At 60.6% G+C, this 17,557-nt stretch carries 17 protein-coding genes; 16 read left to right on the forward strand and 1 reads right to left on the reverse strand.

Features of this window, described 5'->3' with window-relative positions; genetic code table 11:
• The first annotated feature begins 64 nt into the window (after nt 1-64).
• From topA to Q0478_RS01325, 3 genes are all read left to right on the forward strand, one after another.
• On the forward strand, nt 65-2,647 hold the full coding sequence (topA, locus tag Q0478_RS01315) for a type I DNA topoisomerase (protein WP_298675341.1): 2,583 nt from the start codon (nt 65-67) through the stop codon (nt 2,645-2,647).
• Nucleotides 2,648-2,745: 98 nt separating this feature from the next.
• Nucleotides 2,746-3,456 (forward strand): CoA transferase subunit A, encoded by a 711-nt coding sequence (locus tag Q0478_RS01320; RefSeq protein ID WP_298675343.1) that lies wholly within the window; start codon nt 2,746-2,748, stop codon nt 3,454-3,456.
• Nucleotide 3,457: 1 nt separating this feature from the next.
• Nucleotides 3,458-4,084 (forward strand): 3-oxoacid CoA-transferase subunit B, encoded by a 627-nt coding sequence (locus Q0478_RS01325; RefSeq protein ID WP_298675346.1) that lies wholly within the window; start codon nt 3,458-3,460, stop codon nt 4,082-4,084.
• Nucleotides 4,085-4,180: 96 nt separating this feature from the next.
• Here the strand turns inward: Q0478_RS01325 and Q0478_RS01330 are convergent, their stop codons facing one another.
• Complete coding sequence (locus tag Q0478_RS01330) at nt 4,181-4,993, reverse strand: lytic transglycosylase domain-containing protein (protein ID WP_298675348.1); 813 nt, start codon at nt 4,991-4,993, stop codon at nt 4,181-4,183.
• A 354-nt stretch (nt 4,994-5,347) separates the two neighbouring features.
• Between Q0478_RS01330 and Q0478_RS01335 the strand changes: the two genes are divergently transcribed.
• From Q0478_RS01335 to Q0478_RS01395, 13 genes are all read left to right on the forward strand, one after another.
• The gene (locus Q0478_RS01335; RefSeq protein ID WP_298675351.1) at nt 5,348-5,536 is read left to right on the forward strand and encodes a hypothetical protein; all 189 of its coding nucleotides are present in this window, start codon (nt 5,348-5,350) and stop codon (nt 5,534-5,536) included.
• 83 nt (nt 5,537-5,619) lie between these two features.
• Nucleotides 5,620-5,859, forward strand: a complete 240-nt coding sequence (locus Q0478_RS01340; RefSeq protein ID WP_298675354.1) for a hypothetical protein — start codon at nt 5,620-5,622, stop codon at nt 5,857-5,859.
• A 161-nt stretch (nt 5,860-6,020) separates the two neighbouring features.
• A complete protein-coding gene (gene cpaB, locus Q0478_RS01345; protein WP_298675357.1) occupies nt 6,021-6,869 on the forward strand; it encodes a Flp pilus assembly protein CpaB in 849 nt (282 codons plus the stop codon).
• Nucleotides 6,870-7,094: 225 nt separating this feature from the next.
• A complete protein-coding gene (locus Q0478_RS01350; RefSeq protein WP_298675360.1) occupies nt 7,095-8,519 on the forward strand; it encodes a type II and III secretion system protein family protein in 1,425 nt (474 codons plus the stop codon).
• 49 nt (nt 8,520-8,568) lie between these two features.
• Nucleotides 8,569-9,207, forward strand: a complete 639-nt coding sequence (locus Q0478_RS01355) for an OmpA family protein (protein ID WP_298675589.1) — start codon at nt 8,569-8,571, stop codon at nt 9,205-9,207.
• A gap of 266 nt (nt 9,208-9,473) precedes the next feature.
• Nucleotides 9,474-10,709 (forward strand): AAA family ATPase, encoded by a 1,236-nt coding sequence (locus Q0478_RS01360; protein ID WP_298675362.1) that lies wholly within the window; start codon nt 9,474-9,476, stop codon nt 10,707-10,709.
• A 14-nt stretch (nt 10,710-10,723) separates the two neighbouring features.
• On the forward strand, nt 10,724-12,196 hold the full coding sequence (locus Q0478_RS01365) for a CpaF family protein (protein ID WP_298675364.1): 1,473 nt from the start codon (nt 10,724-10,726) through the stop codon (nt 12,194-12,196).
• Nucleotides 12,197-12,200: 4 nt separating this feature from the next.
• Nucleotides 12,201-13,169, forward strand: coding sequence for a type II secretion system F family protein (locus tag Q0478_RS01370; RefSeq protein WP_298675366.1), 969 nt, complete (start codon nt 12,201-12,203; stop codon nt 13,167-13,169).
• A gap of 11 nt (nt 13,170-13,180) precedes the next feature.
• On the forward strand, nt 13,181-14,146 hold the full coding sequence (locus Q0478_RS01375) for a type II secretion system F family protein (protein WP_298675369.1): 966 nt from the start codon (nt 13,181-13,183) through the stop codon (nt 14,144-14,146).
• Nucleotides 14,147-14,153: 7 nt separating this feature from the next.
• Nucleotides 14,154-14,726 (forward strand): tetratricopeptide repeat protein, encoded by a 573-nt coding sequence (locus Q0478_RS01380; protein ID WP_298675372.1) that lies wholly within the window; start codon nt 14,154-14,156, stop codon nt 14,724-14,726.
• 30 nt (nt 14,727-14,756) lie between these two features.
• The gene (locus Q0478_RS01385; RefSeq protein ID WP_298675374.1) at nt 14,757-15,614 is read left to right on the forward strand and encodes a tetratricopeptide repeat protein; all 858 of its coding nucleotides are present in this window, start codon (nt 14,757-14,759) and stop codon (nt 15,612-15,614) included.
• An 8-nt stretch (nt 15,615-15,622) separates the two neighbouring features.
• A complete protein-coding gene (locus Q0478_RS01390) occupies nt 15,623-16,117 on the forward strand; it encodes a prepilin peptidase (protein WP_298675377.1) in 495 nt (164 codons plus the stop codon).
• A 129-nt stretch (nt 16,118-16,246) separates the two neighbouring features.
• Nucleotides 16,247-17,554 carry an ATPase gene (locus Q0478_RS01395; RefSeq protein ID WP_298675380.1) on the forward strand — a complete coding sequence of 436 codons (1,308 nt, stop codon included), beginning with the start codon at nt 16,247-16,249 and terminating at the stop codon, nt 17,552-17,554.
• Nucleotides 17,555-17,557 lie beyond the last annotated feature (3 nt).

The raw sequence follows: 17,557 nt of genomic DNA on the forward strand, positions 1-17,557 counted from the left end.
ACATTCCCTCCCCTCTGGCCACATTTTGCGCGGCCATTGCTGATGCACATTTGAGAGGAAGTTTATGCCCGTTGTTGTTGTCGAATCTCCGGCCAAGGCCAAAACGATCAATAAATATCTGGGCTCCGATTACACCGTGCTGGCCTCTTATGGCCATGTGCGCGACCTGCCTCCCAAAGACGGCTCGGTGAACACCGACCAAGACTTTGAGATGACATGGGAGGTCGGCGTTGACAGCCGCAAACACGTCAAGGCCATCGCCGACGCGCTCAAGGATGATCCCAATCTGATCCTTGCAACCGACCCCGACCGCGAGGGAGAGGCAATCAGCTGGCATCTGGAAGAGGCGTTGCGCAAGCGCAAGGCGCTCAAGAAAGACACCCCCGTCAGCCGCGTTGTCTTCAACGCCATCACCAAGGCCGCCGTCACCGAGGCCATGCAAAACCCCCGCGAAATCGACGCGCCGCTGGTGGAGGCATACCTCGCCCGCCGCGCGCTTGATTATCTCGTGGGCTTCAATCTCTCTCCCGTGCTCTGGCGCAAACTGCCCGGCGCGCGCTCTGCCGGGCGGGTGCAGTCGGTCTGCCTGCGCCTCATTGTCGAGCGCGAAATGGAGATCGAAGCCTTCAACCCGCAGGAATACTGGACGGTCAAGGCCATGCTCAGCACACCGCGCGGGCAGGCCTATGAGGCCCGTCTCACCGTGCTCGCCGGCAAGAAGCTCGAAAAATTCGACATCGTGAACGCAACACAGGCCGAGCTCGCCGTGCAGGCAATCACCAGCCGCGAGCTGTCCATCACCTCGGTCGAGGCCAAGCCCGCCGCGCGCAACCCTGCCGCACCGTTCATGACCTCCACGCTCCAGCAAGAGGCCTCCCGCAAGTTCGGCATGGGCGCGCGCGCCTGCATGAGCACCGCCCAGCGCCTCTATGAAGCGGGCCACATCACCTATATGCGAACCGACGGGATCGACATGGCGCCCGAGGCGGTTTCAGAGGCCCGCAGCGCCATCGCCGCGCGCTTTGGCGAAAACTATGTGCCCAAAGAAGCGCGCATCTACAAGAACAAGGCCAAAAACGCCCAAGAGGCGCATGAATGTATCCGCCCCACAAACCTTGCCGCCGATGCCGCTTCGCTCGGGCTGCGCGACGCCGACCAGGCCAAGCTCTATGATCTGATCTGGAAGCGCACGCTGGCCTGCCAGATGGAAAGCGCCCGTATGGAGCGCACCACCGTCGAGATCGGCTCGCAAGACGGCCAAGTCGGCCTGCGCGCGACTGGTCAGGTGGTTTTGTTTGACGGTTTCATGGCCGTTTATGAAGAGGGCCGCGATGATGCGGTTGTGGATGACGATGACAAGCGCCTGCCGCAGATCTCTCAGGGCGAGCCTGCCGCGAAAAAATCGGTGACACCGGAGCAGCACTTTACACAGCCGCCCCCCCGCTACACCGAGGCCACGCTGGTGAAGCGCATGGAAGAGCTGGGGATCGGCCGCCCCTCGACCTACGCCTCTGTCATCACCACGATCCAGGACCGTGAATATGTCCGCAAAGAGCAGAACCGCCTCTTCCCCGAAGACAAAGGCCGCATTGTCACGATCTTTCTGCTGAATTTCTTCCGCAAATATGTCGGCTATGAGTTCACTTCCAGCCTCGAAGACGAGCTTGATGATGTCTCTGCTGGCAACCGCGATTACAAGGCGGTGCTCTCGCGCTTCTGGCGCGATTTCTCCGCCGCCATCGCCGAAACCAGCGAGCTGCGCATCTCCGAGGTGCTCGATGTGCTCGATGAGGCGCTTGCACCCCAGCTCTATCCGCCGCGCGAAGACGGAACTGACCCACGCATCTGCCCCAAATGCGGCAACGGCCAGCTGCACCTAAAATCCTCGCGCACTGGCGGCTTTGTCGGCTGTGGCAACTACCCCGAATGCACCTACACCCGCCCCATCGCGGGTGAGGGCGCCGATGGCGACGAGCGCGTGCTCGGCGAGGATGCGGGGGACGAGATCTGGCTCAAGTCGGGCCGCTTTGGCCCCTATGTTCAGCGCGGTGAGCCCACGCCCGAAAACAAGAAACCGCCCCGCGCCTCTCTGCCCAAAGGCTGGGACAAAGACGCGATGGACCTTGAAAAGGCCCTCACGCTTCTTTCCCTGCCCCGCCAGATCGGCGAACACCCGGAAGGTGGGATGATCACAACCAATTTCGGCCGCTTCGGCCCCTATGTGATGCACCAGCTCCCCGAGGACGCCAAACCGACCTATGCCAACCTCAAAGACCCCAATGATGTCTTCGAGCTGGGTATGAACCGTGCCGTGGAGCTTCTGGCCGAAAAGCGCGCCAACCCGGGCCGTGGCCGCTCGGCGGCGGCCAAGCCGCTCAAGGAGCTGGGCGAGCATCCCGAGCATGGCGGCGCTGTCAATGTCATGGAAGGCCGCTATGGCCCCTATGTCAAATGGGAGAAGGTCAACGCGACCCTGCCCAAAGACACACAGCCCGAGGAGCTGACCATGGCGCAGGCCGTGGAGCTGATCGACGCCAAGGCCGCCAAGGGCGGCAAGAAAAAAGCCGCCCCCAAAAAAACCGCTGCCAAAAAGCCTGCTGCTAAGAAAAAGGCCGCCCCCAAGAAAACAGCGGCCAAGAAAGCCTGACAGACGCGGCAGGGGGCTAAGTAGAAACCCTGCCGCGATTGACTCTGAAGCACGCGCGCGCCACAACTCGGCCAACGCTTTCACTTCAGGAGTTTCCCATGAAAAAAGTCTACGGATCAGCCTCCGAGGCGCTGGACGGCCTTCTCTTTGACGGCATGTTCATCGCCTCCGGCGGCTTCGGTCTTTGCGGTATCCCCGAGCTGCTTTTGCAGGCCATCAAAGAGGCCGGCACGAAAGACCTCACCTTCGCCTCCAACAACGCGGGCGTGGATGATTTCGGCATTGGCATCTTGCTGCAAACCAAGCAGGTCAAGAAAATGATCAGCTCCTATGTGGGTGAAAACGCCGAGTTCATGCGCCAGTATCTTTCCGGCGAGCTTGAGCTTGAGTTCAACCCGCAAGGCACTCTGGCCGAGCGTATGCGCGCCGGCGGCGCGGGCATTCCGGGCTTTTTCACCAAAACAGGTGTCGGAACCGTGATTGCCGAGGGCAAGGAGCACAAAAACTTCGTCGGCCCGGACGGCAAGGAAGACACCTACATCATGGAAAAAGGCATCTTCGCCGATCTGGCCGTGGTCAAAGCGTGGAAAGCCGACACGACAGGCAACGCCATCTTCCGCAAGACTGCGCGCAACTTCAACCCGCCCGCCGCCATGTGTGGCAAGGTCTGCGTGCTGGAAGTTGAAGAGATCGTGGAGCCGGGCCAGCTTGATCCGGACAACATCCACCTGCCCGGCATCTATGTGCATCGCATCATTCAGGGTGAGCACGAAAAACGCATTGAACAACGCACAGTAAGGAGCGCCTGATATGCCTTGGGATCGCAATCAAATGGCGGCACGCGCCGCGCAAGAGCTTCAGGACGGCTGGTATGTCAACCTCGGCATCGGCATTCCGACACTGGTCAGCAACTACATCCCCGAGGGGATGACCGTCACGCTGCAATCAGAAAACGGCATGCTCGGCATGGGCCCTTTCCCCATCGAGGGCGAGGAAGACGCCGATCTGATCAACGCGGGCAAGCAGACCATCACAGAGCTGCCCCACACCTCCTATTTTGACAGCGCCACAAGCTTCGGCATGATCCGCGGCGGCAAGATCGCCATGGCCATCCTTGGCGCAATGGAAGTTGCCGAAAACGGCGATCTGGCCAACTGGATGATCCCCGGCAAGCTTGTCAAAGGGATGGGCGGCGCGATGGACCTTGTGGCAGGTGTTGGCCGCGTGGTTGTGGTCATGGATCACACCAACAAGCACGGCGAGAGCAAAGTGCTCAAGGAATGCACCCTGCCGCTCACAGGCAAGGGCGTCGTGGATCGTATCATCTCCAACCTCGGGGTGCTCGATGTGGTCGACGGCGGGCTCAAGATTGTCGAGCTGGCCGAGGGTGTCACCGAAGAAGAGATGCGCGCCGCAACCCAGGCCACCCTGGTCTGAGCCAAAGCAATCACAGCTTTTCAGCGGGCCTTTCCTGTGGGAGGCCCGCTTTTTCATTTCAATTTCATACCAGCGCCTTATGGCGCAGGCCTGACCCTATTGAAACCGGAAGACACAGCCATCACTGGCCAGTTCGGGCGGCGTGAGGCACAGGCCCCGGGCCGTCTTGAACGCGGCCAGAACCTTGGGCACATAGGCCCGGGTCTCGGCATAGGGCGGCACACCCGCTGCGCGCAGCACCGCGTTTTCCCCCGCATTATAGCCCGCCAGCGCCAAAATGGGGTCGCCCTCAAAGCGTTTCATCAGAAAATCAAGATAGGCCACACCGCCGGCAATATTCTGGGCCGGATCAAAAACATCCTGCACCCCAAAACGCGCCGCCGTGGCCGGCATGAGCTGCATCAACCCCTGCGCGCCCGCCGCGCTCTGGGCCTCGACTTTACCGCCAGATTCCACCGCAATCACCGCCAGAACCAGCGCCGGAGACACCGCCGTGCCCACCGTGGCGCGCAAAATATCCACGCCCCGCGCCGCCACGATCTGTTGCAAACTGTCCAGACGCGGGCTTTGCACCGCCCCCCCCGGCGGGCCATTGCCCAGCCGCAAAAGCGCCGGGCCAAGCCGTCCGGGGCCACTGGCGGCAAGCTCTGGTGAAATGTCCTGCCAAAACCAGCCATAGGCAGCCGGCTCTTGTTGCGGCTCAGGCCCCTGAGGTGTTGGCGGCGGGGTCTCTCCACGCTGGCGCGCCATATCCTGCGGCGCAATCTGGATGGTGATGCGTTTCTTGGTGCCCGCTTTGGGCGGCGTCACACTCTTGAAGGCAGAGCCTGTCCCGCGGCCTGTGGCTTCTGCCGCAAGCTCGGCAGCCCAAAACACCGCCACAAGACTCATCATAAATAGCGCGCGCATGGTGCGGCCTGCTCTGCCTGTTCAACTGCGCTGACTATCGCAGACCCGGTAAAAATGGGCCAGCCTTGAAGCGCTTGCGGCCCAAATCAGGCCAAAGCAACGCCCAATCCGGCCCCGGCACCCGGCCCTATGTAAAAAAATTTAATAAAAATTTCACGCAATTCAACCACTTAAGTCAGGCGACAGGGGTTAAAGGCAAAAGAACAAAAAATGCTCAATTCGCGCCCAATTCCTGCCTTTTTCCGCTGGCTATATTTGCACATCCCGAGACGGTGATGCGCTGAAGAGAGAGACAGCCCATCGAAACACTGGAGCGGTGACATCAAACCTAATGATCCTTTGGAGGGATACACTATGATCAAATTTTTCAAACATTTCAGCCAGGACGAATCTGGCGCCGTCACGGTGGACTGGGTTGTTCTGACAGCTGCGGTTGTTGGCCTTGCCGTTGCTGCCTACGGGTCAATCCGCACAGGCGCCATGGATCTCACATCGCGCACAAACACCTATATGGACACCCGCACACCGGGCGGCTTCCGCTAAGAACCACCACACCGATCAGGGCCGCTCCCCCACCCCGGGGGCGGCCCTTTTTTTGTTTCAGCCCCCAGCTGCGAAGAGATTTCATGAAATTCTCCATTCATTTTCGAAAAATTTTCCACAAGCGTTTCCGAGAGACGATTGGGGGAAATGTCAGGGCATTTGCCAGAAAAGATGCGGGGGCTGTCACAGTAGACTGGGTGGTTCTGAGCGCCGCTGTGGTCGGGCTTCTGGCCGCCGGTTACGGCTATTTGCGCAGTGGCACCCTTGACCTTGCCGATGGCACCGAGAGCTATCTTGGCGCCACTGGCCCGCGCGACTTCTGATCTGCCCAAGGGCTTTTGGCAGCCCGTGGGGCACAGGGCCACAGGCCCCCTTTCACGCGAATGCCCCGCCACCACCATGATCTCGCCATATTCACCGCTTATTAAGGCTTTTGATGCGCAGCGCTTGCACCTGCGCCAGAACAAAGTTTGAGGAACATATCATGCGCGCCGTTTTCGGATTGGTTCTTGTCATTGGCCTCGGTCTTGCCGGCTTTGCCGTTTATCTGGCCAAGGGCTATATCGAAGGCTACCAACATGCGCTCGCAGAAGAACGCTCCAAGGGCGGCTCCATAGAAACCGTCGAGATTTTCGTGTCCCGCAAATCGGTCACCTACGGCGAGCAGCTCGCCGCAGAAGATGTGCGCCTGGTGCACTGGCCCGTCGCCTCTTTGCCCGAGGGGGTGTATACGGTCCCCGAAGAGCTTTTTCCCGAGGGCTTTGACAAGCCCCGCTCTGTGCTGCGCTCCATCGAGGCCGGCGAGGCCATCCTAGAGGTCAAGCTGACCAAACCGGGCGAGGCCGCCGGGCTCACCTCCTTGCTCAAACCGGGCGAGCGCGCCTTTACAATCGAGGTCAATGTGTCCTCGGGCGTATCCGGTTTCTTGCGGCCCGGCCATAAGGTTGATGTCTATTGGACCGGCAATATCAAGAGCCAGGGCGAGAGCACGGATGTCACCAAGCTGATCCAGTCCAGCCTGCCCCTGATTGCCATTGACCAATCCGCAAATGAAGAGGTCGAAAGTTCCGGGATCGCCCGCACCGTCACAGTCTCGGCCTCGCCCCAACAGGTGGCCGCGCTGGCCCAGGCCCAATCCACAGGCCAGCTTTCGCTCTCGCTTGTCGGCTCAGGCGACACCCATATCAGCGAAGCCATTGAAGTGGACCAGAACAGCCTGCTTGGCATTGTCAAAGTGCAAGCACCGGTCGAAGCCGCCCCCGAGGAGGTCTGCAAAATCCGCACCCGCCGCGGCGCCGAAGTGGTGGAAATCGAGATCCCCTGCACCAATTGAGCGCTGAGCGCCCACAAAGCCACCGGGCTGCGCTTTTGCGCGGCCCTGTTTTTTGTGGCGGCCCGGCCCTCTGTGGCGGCCCAGGGGCAATCTGTTGCAGCTTATCAACACAAACAGCCGCTGCGAAACCTTTGATTCTTGCAATAAAATTCAATCTGACGCATTGTCACGGCAATAAAGGGCGAAAAGCCCGTAATGGTAATGTGATCAGAGAGGCAGGTCACAATGATGTTGAGCAAATCCTTCAAGGCCGCCGCCGCATGTCTTGCGTTGGCGTTGTCGTCCGTTCCCCACACGGCTATTTCCGAGTCGCTGCGCGTTGTCAAACGTGGCACATCCAGCACCCTTGACGTGCCGATGAACCGCGCCGTGGTGGTCGAAAGCGAACAACCCTTTGCAGAACTTTCAATCGCAAACCCCGCGATTGCAGATATCTCTTCGCTGTCTGACCGCACCATTTATGTGCTGGGCAAATCGCCGGGCCTCACAACCCTGACAATCCTTGACGCCAATGGCCGCCTGATCACCAATGTTGATGTGCGCGTCGCGGCCGATATTTCCGAATTTAAAGAGCGCCTGCGCCAGGTCTTGCCGGGCGAGAAAATCGAAGTGCGCACCGCCAATGATGGGATCTTGCTGTCCGGCACCGTCTCCTCGACGGCCCGTTTGCAACGCGCCCTCGATCTGGCCGAGCGCTACGCGCCCGAGCGGGTCTCCAACCTGATGGTTGTCGGCGGCATCCAGCAGGTCATGCTCAAGGTGCGCTTTGCCGAAATGCAGCGCTCGGTGTCAAAGTCGCTCAGCGCCTCGCTGGCGCTCAACGGGTCTGCCGCGAGCGGCAACCTCGGCCTCAATGGCGGCACCAACAGCACCAACAATTCCGGCGCCATCACCTCAACGCTCGGCGGCGCCGTGCCGGCTGTCAATGACAACAACGCCGCCTTGCTCTTTGGCTTCAACGCCGGCTCTGTCGAGGTCGGCGTTCTGCTCGAAGCCCTTGAAACAAAAGGGGTTGTGCGCACATTGGCCGAGCCCAACCTCACCGCGCTTTCCGGCCAGGAAGCCAAGTTTCTCGCCGGTGGAGAATACCCCATTCCCGTATCCCAAGAGGGGGGCACCGTATCGGTGGATTACAAACCCTTCGGCGTGGAGCTCAATTTCATCCCCCGGGTCGTGGATGGCGATCTGATCAATCTTGAGCTGGAGGCGGCTGTCTCCTCGCTGGACCCCACCAACGGGGTGACCTTCAACAACTTCTCCATCGACGCGTTCAAACGCCGCGAAACCAAAACAACGGTCGAGCTGCGGGATGGCGAAAGCTTCGCCATCGCCGGGCTGCTGCAAGATGATTTCATCGACACCGCAGGTCAGGTGCCTTGGCTGGGTGATCTGCCGGTGCTGGGCGCGCTGTTTCGCAGCGCCGACTACCAGCGCTCCCAATCTGAGCTGGTGATCATCATCACCGCCCATCTTGTCACCCCGACACGGGGCGAGGCTCTGGCCCTGCCCACCGACCGGGTGCGCCCACCCTCCGAGAAAGACCTGTTCTTGCACGGCCGCGTTGCGGCCACGGGCCAAGAGCAGGGCGGCGTTGTCGACGAGGTTGCCAAACAAGACTTCAACGGCTCTTATGGGTATGTGATGGAGTAAGAGTATGGTGAGGTTTACGAGTATGAAGAACGCGCGCAAGAGTTTCACCATGTTTCTGGCCTGCACAGCCCTCACAGCCTGCGCCAGCAGCCCTGATATGATGCGCTTTGAAAGCGAGGCCGGCCTTCTGCTGCGCGGTGCCGATTTTGGCAACGCCACGCGCAACAACACCCAGATCATGTCCGGTGAAAAATCATATGCCATTGATCTGGCCAACCGCTTTGCCGCCGAAGTGATCACGACAGTGCATTTCAGCTTCAACTCCGCAGCGCTGGATGCCGGCGCGCGCGATGCCCTGCGTGAGCAGGCCAATTGGATCCGCCAGTTCCCGGAAATCACCTTCCGGGTCTTTGGTCATGCCGATGCCCCCGGCACCAACGCCTACAACAAGGCTCTGGGCCTGCGCCGCGCCCATGCGGTGGTGGCCTTCCTGAGCAGCCAGGGGATCAGCCGCAACCGGCTGGAGGCCGTGTCCTCGCTGGGCGAAACCCAGCCGCTGGTGGCCACAGAGGCCCGCGAGCGGCGCAACCGGCGCGCTGTCACCGAGGTCTCAGGCTTCCTGCGCAGCCATCCTTCGGTTCTGGATGGGAAATACGCCCAGATCATCTTCCGCGATTATGCCAGCTCCGCAGAGGCCGCAATTGGCACCTCCGGCATTGCCGGCTCAGAGCTCGCAACCGACAATTAACCCCTCGCCAAACCCGCCGGGACAGCCTGCAAAGGGCTTTTCCAGCGGGTTTCACGCCGGCTCTGACACGCCATGGGCGCACAGATTTTTCCTGAAAAACCAGTGAAATTCGCAGAAAAGCGGATTTTTGGCCCCAATTCTGCCCCAGTCTCACGCGACAGTCTCTGAAAAGCAGTTGTGAGTCTTGTTGCAAGCAGGGCCACAGGGCTATGGGGGCCAAAACGGCAAAATGCCAGCCCTCTTTGCTCAAAAATGAGGAAAAGGCCATGACACGTTCAAATTCCCCCGCACAGGAGCTCGCCCCGCTCAGGGCCTGCACGGTGAGCCGTGATGTGCAAGAATTTGATCTGCTGATCGAAGATATGGAGCATATTCTCGGCGAGGCCTGGGGCGATATCGGCTTTGGCGAGGCCCGCCATTTCTTTGAGCAGCCCGAGGCGCGCACGCTGGAGTTTGTTGCGCTGGCGCTTGACAGCCAAGACGAGGAGAAGGTCGTCTTTCTCAGCGAGATCGTCAAAGCCGCCAAGCAAAAAAATATCAAGGTCATCGTGATCGCCGAAGATGTGACCCCGGTGGCGCTGCACCAGCTTTTGCGCGACGGAGCCGATGAATTTCTGCCCTATCCGCTGCCCGAAGGCGAGCTGGAGGCCGCAATCGCCCGCCTCAACACCCCCGCGCCGGGCCAGGAGCCCAGCGCAGCCCCCGCCCCTGTGCCCGTGGGGCGCAAAGATGGTGTCGTGCTCGCGGTGCATGGCCTCGCCGGCGGCACAGGCGCCACCACATTGGCCGTGAACCTGGCTTTCGAGCTGGCCACACTCGACAAGAAAGCGCCGCCCAAGGTCTGCCTCATTGACCTTGATTTGCAGTTTGGCTCGGTCGCCACAGCGCTTGATCTGCCGCGCCTTGAGCCGGTTTTTGAGCTTTGGTCCGATACGGAGAGCATGGACGCCGAAATGTTTCATGCGGCCCTTGTGAGTTATGAGGAAAAACTCAGCGTTTTCACCGCGCCCGCCGATATGGTGCCGCTTGATCTGATTTCGCCCACCGATGTCGAACGGCTGCTTGAGATGGCCAGCACCCAGTTTGACTATGTGATCGTGGATATGCCCAAAACCCTGGTGCAATGGAGCGAAACAGTCCTGCGCAAGGCGGCCGTCTATTTCGCGCCGCTCGAACTTGATATGCGCTCGGCGCAAAATACGCTGCGCTTCTTGCGCGCGCTGCAAGCCGAGGAGCTGCCCAGCGCCCAGCTGCGGTATGTGCTCAACCGCGGTCCGCGCTTCACCGATCTCAACGGCAAGGCGCGTATCAAGCGCATGGCCGAGAGCCTTGACATCAAAATCGAGGTGATCCTGTCAGATGGCGGCAAGGCCGTCACCCAGGGCGCTGATCACGGGCTGCCGCTGGCCAGCGCCGCCGCCAAGAACCCGCTGCGCAAGGAAATCTCCAAACTGGCTGCCGAGCTGCACGCTCTGGGCCAGACCCGCGCCGAAGCCGCTTAGGAAAGAGACAGCAGATGTTTTCCCGCTACAAGAAAAACACCACCGCCACCCCCAAGGTGACCACGCTGCCCCCAAAAGGCGCAGCCCCCGCCGCTGCGCCCGCGCACCCGCCTGCACAGGCCGCGCCCGCAGAGCCGCCCAAACCGGTGAGCCTGCGTCGCCCCACCAAGGCCCAGCCCGCAACCGCCGCGCCGATGGACAAGGAAGCCAAACGCCGCGAGCGGATCGGAGAACTCAAACTTGAGCTGCACCGCGAGCTGTTGGACAGCCTCAATCTGGCCGCGCTGGAGAACGCCACGGAAAGCGATCTGCGCGCCGAAATCAACGCCATCACCGATGAGGTTTTGAGCCAGAAAAACGTGGTGCTCAACCGCGATGACCGCAGCACGCTCAACAAGGAGCTGTTTGATGAGGTCAAAGGGCTTGGCCCGCTCGAAACCCTGCTGCAAGACGAAACGGTCAACGATATTCTCGTCAACGGTCCCAAGCAGATTTTTGTGGAACGCGCCGGCAAGCTCCAGCTCACCAATGTGACCTTCAAAGACGAAAAACACCTGATGCGGATCATCGACAAGATCGTCTCCGCCGTGGGCCGCCGTGTGGATGAAAGCAACCCCTATGTTGACGCCCGTTTGCAAGACGGCTCGCGCTTCAACGCCATGGTGCCGCCGATTGCGGTTGATGGCAGCCTTGTCTCCATCCGGAAATTCAAGAAAGACAAGCTCGGCATTGACGATCTGGTGGCCTTTGGCGCCTTCTCCGAGGAGATGGCCGCCTACCTTCAGGCCGCCGTCTCCACCCGTCTCAACGTGATCGTTTCGGGCGGGACAGGCTCGGGCAAAACCACCACTCTCAACGCGCTGTCCAGCTTCATCGCCGATGACGAGCGCATCCTCACCATCGAAGACACCGCCGAACTCCAACTCCAGCAGACCCATGTGGGCCGCATGGAAAGCCGCCCCCCCAATGTGGAAGGCAAGGGCGAGGTTTCCCCCCGCGACTGTCTGAAAAACGCCCTGCGGATGCGCCCGGACCGGATCATCGTCGGCGAAACCCGTGGCGAGGAGGTGATCGACATGCTCCAGGCCATGAACACCGGCCACGACGGCTCCATGACCACCATCCACGCCAACAACCCGCGTGATGGGATCTCACGCCTTGAAAACATGGTCGCCATGGCCGGAATCGAAATGCCGCTCAAAGCGGTGCGCAGCCAGATTTCTTCGGCCGTCAACCTGCTGGTGCAGGCCTCGCGCCTGCAAGACGGCTCGCGCCGCATGACCTCGATCACCGAGATCACCGGCATGGAAGGCGATGTCATCTCGATGCAGGAAATCTTCCGCTTCCAGCGCGTCGGGCTGACCCCGGACAACAAGATCATCGGTCACTTCACAGCCACCGGCGTGCGCAGCCATTTCTCCGAGCGCTTCCGCCTCTGGGGCTATGATCTGCCCACGTCCCTCTTTGAACCTGTCGCAGCGGAGTAGCCCCATGGCCATCAGTGCAGAACCGATCATCTACGGCCTGATCTTTGTCGGCGTGCTTGTGCTCGTGGAAGGGCTCTATCTGACCCTGTTTGGCCGCTCCATCTCGCTCAACAGCCGCGTCAACCGTCGCCTCGAGCTGCTCCAGAAAGGCAGCAAACGCTCTGATGTGATGGACAAGCTGCGCAAGGAGATGAACCAGCATGGCCGCTCCATGGGCATCCCGCTTTATTCCATCCTGGCCACCAAGGCCCAGAAGGCGGCGCTGGCCTTCTCCCCCGGCCAGCTCATCCTGATCATCGCCGGCGTCAGTGTTCTGGCGTTTTTGGGCCTGACCTTCGCAACCGAGTCCGCTTTGGCGGTGCGCGCCGCCCTGGCCCCGATGATGGGCATTGGCGGGGTGTATTTCTGGGTCAATTCAAAAGCCAAGAAGCGCATCTCCATGATCGAGGAGCAGCTTCCAGACGCGGTCGAGCTGATGGTGCGCTCCCTGCGGGTGGGGCATCCCTTTGCCTCTGCCGTGCAAATTGTCTCCAAAGAAATCAAAGATCCGCTGGCCTCGGAATTTGGCATTATCGCCGACGAATGCGCCTATGGGCGCGATGTGGGCGATGCGCTCAAGGATATGGCCGAGCGGATCGGCCTGCAAGACCTGCGCTTTCTTGCCGTCGCCGTCACCATCCAGCAGCAGTCCGGCGGCAACCTCGCCGAAATTCTCGCAGGGCTTGCACAGGTGATCCGGGCGCGCTTCCGGCTGTTTCGCCGCGTCAAAGCCATCACCGCCGAGGCGCAATGGTCGGGCAAGTTCCTGTCCTCCTTTCCCGTCGTGGCGCTGATCGTGATCAATGTGGGCAAACCTGACTATTACGACGAAGTTCTCGACCACCCCTATTTCATTCCCGCCTGTATCTTTGTGGCCGTCTTCCTCACCCTCAATCTCGTGGTGATGCGGATCCTCACAGATATCAAGGTCTAAGGAGCCAGCCGATGGACCCACTTCTCACCGCTCTCACAGAGGCCCTCGGGCCCTTCGGCCCGCTGATCGCTCTGGGTGTGCTCGGGCTGATCCTTGTGTTGGTGGCCCTCTCCTTGATGATTTCCCAAAAGCGCGATCCGCTGGAACGGCTCAAGCAGGACACGCGCCTGCCGTCCAACGCGCGTGAGGTCAAACAGGCCCTGCGTGCATCGCAACACAACGAAAAGCTCGAGCGCTACGCCACCTTTCTGGAGCCGCAAGACGAGGCCGAGCTGGCCGGCATGAAGCTCAAACTGATGCAGGCCGGCTATCGCGGCCGCGATGCTGTGCGCTATTTCCACTTCGCCCAGTTTGCGCTTGGTATTGGCTGCCTTGTGCTCGGAGTCTCCTATTTTGTGCTGTTTGTCCAAAACGACCAGACAACCACCCAGCAGACGGTTCTCTATATTCTGGGGCCGGGGGCGTTTGGCTATATGTTCCCCAAATATTGGGTCACCAAACGCATGGGCAAACGCCAGGAAAACCTCACCAACGGCTTTCCCGATGCGCTCGACATGCTGCTGGTCTGTGTGGAAGCGGGGCAATCCATGGAGCAATCTATCGTGCGCGTGTCCAAGGAAGTGCGCCCCTCCTGCCCGGATCTGGCCGATGAGCTTGAAATCGTCTCTCATGAAATGAAAGCCGGCAAGGACAAGTCCACAGTGCTCAACGATATGTCCGAGCGCTGCGGATCGCAGGATATTTCCAGCTTCGTGACAGTGATGAACCAGAGCCAGTCTTTTGGCACACCTATTTCCGATGCGCTGCGGGTCTATTCCGCCGAAATGCGCGACAAACGGGTGATGCGCGCCGAAGAGGCCGCGAATAAGTTGCCAACCAAGATGACACTTGCCACAATGATGCTGACGGTGCCGCCGTTGCTGATCATCCTGATCGGGCCTTCGGTGCATGGCATCACGCAATTGGGCAATTTGTAGGGTCTTTATGATTAATCGCCGCTTCGGGCTGTTGCTGGCATCCCCCCTTGTTCTGTCGCTTGCGGCCTGTGCGCCCAGCGGGCTGGGCGCCGCCAAGGACAGCCCCTATGCCCCCGGTCGCAAGGCCGGGGCGGCGGCGGTCGATGGCTTGCTGGTGGGCCACCGTCTGATGGCCGCGGGCGAATATGAGCTGGCCTTGCAAGCCTTCACGAGGGCCGCCGGTCAGCAGGGGCTGAGCGTTGATGTGCTGTCGGCTCTGGGCTCGGCCAATATCGGGCTGGGGCGGCTTGGCCAGGCCGAAAAGCTCCTGCGCCGCGCGATCGAGACCGACGAAGCCGTGCCCGAAGCCTGGAACAACCTCGGGGTGGTTCTGATGGAGCGCGGCCAATATGCCGAGGCGGCCCAGATTTTTCAGCGCGCTTTCGCGCTGGATGATGGCAAAAGTGACTCAATTCGCGATAATTTGCGCTTAGCGCTCGCCAAAACCGACAATTCAGACTATGCTGGCCAGCAAGAAGAGCAGATATATAAGTTGGTTCGGCGCGGAAGCAGCGACTTCCTCATAAGATCGATACCATAACGAGTTGTGGCAGTAAGAGGACGCAGGCATATGCGCCATCACAAGTTTATTCCCCTATGCTTTCTGGGCATGGTTGCTCTGGCCGGCTGCCAGACCCCCTCAAACCAAGATGTCGACCGCGCCTTTCAGGATGTGAATGTCGTCGACGAGAGCAATCTCAACGACATCATGCTCACTGTGGCCGACCCCAATGAAGCGGTCAATTATTTCAAGCGGGCCGTGGCCGATGCCCCTGAGCGCCCTGATCTCTTGCGCGGCCTTGGCCAGTCCCTGATCCGCGCCAAACGCGCCAGCGAGGCGGTGCCCGTCTATGCCCGCCTGCTCCAGACGCCAGAGGCCAGCAACGAAGACCGCGTCGACTATGCCGATGCCCTCATCCGCGCCGGCGATTGGGCAGAAGCCGAGAAAACCCTCAACAGCGTGCCGCCCACCTTTGAAACCTTCAAGCGCTACCGCCTGGAGGCCATGGTGGCCGACAGCAACAAGCAATGGCAGAAGTCTGACAGCTTTTACGAAACCGCCGTCGGCCTCACCACCCGCCCCGCCGGGGTGCTCAACAACTGGGGTTACTCCAAGCTGACCCGCGGCGACTACAAGGATGCAGAGCGCCTCTTCGCCGATGCCATCCGCCAGGACAACTCGCTTTTCACCGCCAAGAACAACATGGTGCTCGCGCGGGGCGCCCAGCGCGATTACAATCTCCCGGTGCTGCCCATGACACAGGTGGAGCGCGCGCAGCTTTTGCACACCCTCGGGCTCTCGGCCATCAAGCAAGGCGATGTCGAGACAGGCAAGGGGCTCTTGCGCGAGGCCATCAGCACCCATCCACAGCATTTTGAAGCCGCCGTGCGGGCCCTGCGCGCCCTTGACAGCTCCGTCAGCAACTGAGCCCCGTGATGGCCCTCTCTGCACAGGCGGCCTGGCTCTTCCTGCCCTTTGTGCTGCCCATCTGCCTCTGGGTGGCCTGGAGCGATCTGCGGGCGATGAAAATTCCCAACAAGGCCGTGCTTGCGCTCGTGGCGGTGTTCTTGCTGCTCGGTCTCTGGGTGTTGCCGCTTGAGGCCTATCTTTGGCGGCTGCTCCAGCTGCTCGTGGTGCTGCTCGCCGGGGTGCTGCTCAACGCACTCGGCGCGATCGGCGCAGGGGATGCCAAATTCGCCGCCGCCGCTGCGCCCTTTATCGCCCTGGGCGACATCCGCCTGCTTCTGGCGCTCTATGCCGCCAATCTGGCCGCCGCGTTGCTCACCCACCGCCTCGCCAAACACAGCCCCCTGCGCCACCTCGCGCCCGAGTGGAAAAGCTGGGCCGCCAGTCCCGAATTTCCCATGGGTTTCAGCCTCGGCGGCACGCTCGCACTCTATCTGGCTCTGGGCACGGTCCTGGGCCAATAGGCGCAAAAACCGCGCCCCAAGGCCCGATCACCACAATCTTTCCATATTTTCTGCACTTTGTTCTGCCAATCTGCACACAACGGCCCCCACCCAAGGGCTCCCCTACCCCTATGCAGATTTGAGGCCCGCATGACACTCCAACCCACCGCCATCATGGCGCCACCGCCGCCCAAAACCCTGACGGAAATGCAACTTCCGGTGGTGATGATGCGCGATATTGCCCTCAAAACCATGTTTCGCAAGAACATCACCGAGGTGAGCGCCCTGGCCAGCGCCCTCTGCCTGCCCCGCCAGGTGACCCAGGAGCTGGTCGACCTTGCGCGCGAAAACAAACTGTTGGAGGCCACCGGAACACTCAACGCCGGGTCGGGCAACGAAATGGGCTACCAGCTCACCGAGGCCGGCAAATCGCGCACGCTGGATGCGCTGTCGCAGTCTGAATACTTCGGGGCCATGCCGGTTCCGCTCGATGTCTATCGCGCCCAGATCAAGCGCCAGTCGATCCGCAACATCCAGGTCACGCGCGCGCAGCTTACCGGGGCCATGGGCCATCTCATCCTCCCCGAGGATCTGCTCAACCACCTTGGCCCGGCCGTTTCTGCGGGGCGCTCCATCCTGATGTATGGCCCCCCCGGCAACGGCAAATCCTCCATCTCCAACGGCATCCGCGATGCCATGGGCGATAAGGTCTTTGTGCCGCGCGCCATAGAATATGCCGGCCAGGTGATCACCGTCTATGATCCGATCGTGCACACCGCCGCCCCTGAAGAGGCCGAAGACCCAAACGCCCTGCGCCGGCGGGTGAGCTTTGACACCCGCTATGTCAAATGCGACCGCCCCACAGTGATCACCGGCGGCGAGCTCTCGCTTGATATGCTCGATCTGGTCTACAACCCCACAGCGCGCACCTATCAGGCACCACTCCAGCTCAAATCCACCGGCGGTATCTTCATCGTCGACGATTTGGGCCGCCAGAAGGAATCGCCTCAAGCGCTGATCAACCGCTGGATCGTTCCGCTCGAAGAGGGCAAGGACATCCTCGCGCTGCAATCGGGCGAGAAATTCGAGGTGCCCTTTGACACGCTGGTGATTTTTTCCACCAACTTTCACCCCAACGAGATTTTCGATCAGGCCGCCCTGCGCCGGATCTTCTTCAAAATCAAGATCGACGGCCCCGATCAGGAAAATTTCCTCAAGATCTTCGCCATGGTTGCACGCGCCAAGAAAATGGAACTCAACGAAGCCGCCTTGCTGCACCTGCTCAAGGTCAAATACCCGACGATTGGCAACGTCTACGCCAATTACCAGCCGGGCTTTCTGATTGATCAGATGCGCGCCATCTGTGATTTCGAGGGCATCCCCTACAAGATGTCCCCCGAGCTGATCGACCGCGCCTGGGCCAATATGTTTGTCAAAGACGAAAAGATCGTCTGCTAAACC

It is taken from the genome of uncultured Lentibacter sp., from assembly GCF_937123735.1.
In the GTDB taxonomy this organism is placed as follows: domain Bacteria; phylum Pseudomonadota; class Alphaproteobacteria; order Rhodobacterales; family Rhodobacteraceae; genus Lentibacter.

Bases quoted from the DNA above. Each gene is read 5' to 3' on its own strand.
- topA (WP_298675341.1), top strand. From the start codon at position 65: ATGCCCGTTGTTGTTGTCGAATCTCCGGCCAAGGCCAAAACGATCAAT.
- Q0478_RS01320 (WP_298675343.1), top strand. From the start codon at position 2,746: ATGAAAAAAGTCTACGGATCAGCCTCCGAGGCGCTGGACGGCCTTCTC.
- Q0478_RS01325 (WP_298675346.1), top strand. From the start codon at position 3,458: ATGCCTTGGGATCGCAATCAAATGGCGGCACGCGCCGCGCAAGAGCTT.
- Q0478_RS01330 (WP_298675348.1), bottom strand. From the start codon at position 4,993: ATGCGCGCGCTATTTATGATGAGTCTTGTGGCGGTGTTTTGGGCTGCC.
- Q0478_RS01335 (WP_298675351.1), top strand. From the start codon at position 5,348: ATGATCAAATTTTTCAAACATTTCAGCCAGGACGAATCTGGCGCCGTC.
- Q0478_RS01340 (WP_298675354.1), top strand. From the start codon at position 5,620: ATGAAATTCTCCATTCATTTTCGAAAAATTTTCCACAAGCGTTTCCGA.
- cpaB (WP_298675357.1), top strand. From the start codon at position 6,021: ATGCGCGCCGTTTTCGGATTGGTTCTTGTCATTGGCCTCGGTCTTGCC.
- Q0478_RS01350 (WP_298675360.1), top strand. From the start codon at position 7,095: ATGATGTTGAGCAAATCCTTCAAGGCCGCCGCCGCATGTCTTGCGTTG.
- Q0478_RS01355 (WP_298675589.1), top strand. From the start codon at position 8,569: ATGTTTCTGGCCTGCACAGCCCTCACAGCCTGCGCCAGCAGCCCTGAT.
- Q0478_RS01360 (WP_298675362.1), top strand. From the start codon at position 9,474: ATGACACGTTCAAATTCCCCCGCACAGGAGCTCGCCCCGCTCAGGGCC.
- Q0478_RS01365 (WP_298675364.1), top strand. From the start codon at position 10,724: ATGTTTTCCCGCTACAAGAAAAACACCACCGCCACCCCCAAGGTGACC.
- Q0478_RS01370 (WP_298675366.1), top strand. From the start codon at position 12,201: ATGGCCATCAGTGCAGAACCGATCATCTACGGCCTGATCTTTGTCGGC.
- Q0478_RS01375 (WP_298675369.1), top strand. From the start codon at position 13,181: ATGGACCCACTTCTCACCGCTCTCACAGAGGCCCTCGGGCCCTTCGGC.
- Q0478_RS01380 (WP_298675372.1), top strand. From the start codon at position 14,154: ATGATTAATCGCCGCTTCGGGCTGTTGCTGGCATCCCCCCTTGTTCTG.
- Q0478_RS01385 (WP_298675374.1), top strand. From the start codon at position 14,757: ATGCGCCATCACAAGTTTATTCCCCTATGCTTTCTGGGCATGGTTGCT.
- Q0478_RS01390 (WP_298675377.1), top strand. From the start codon at position 15,623: ATGGCCCTCTCTGCACAGGCGGCCTGGCTCTTCCTGCCCTTTGTGCTG.
- Q0478_RS01395 (WP_298675380.1), top strand. From the start codon at position 16,247: ATGACACTCCAACCCACCGCCATCATGGCGCCACCGCCGCCCAAAACC.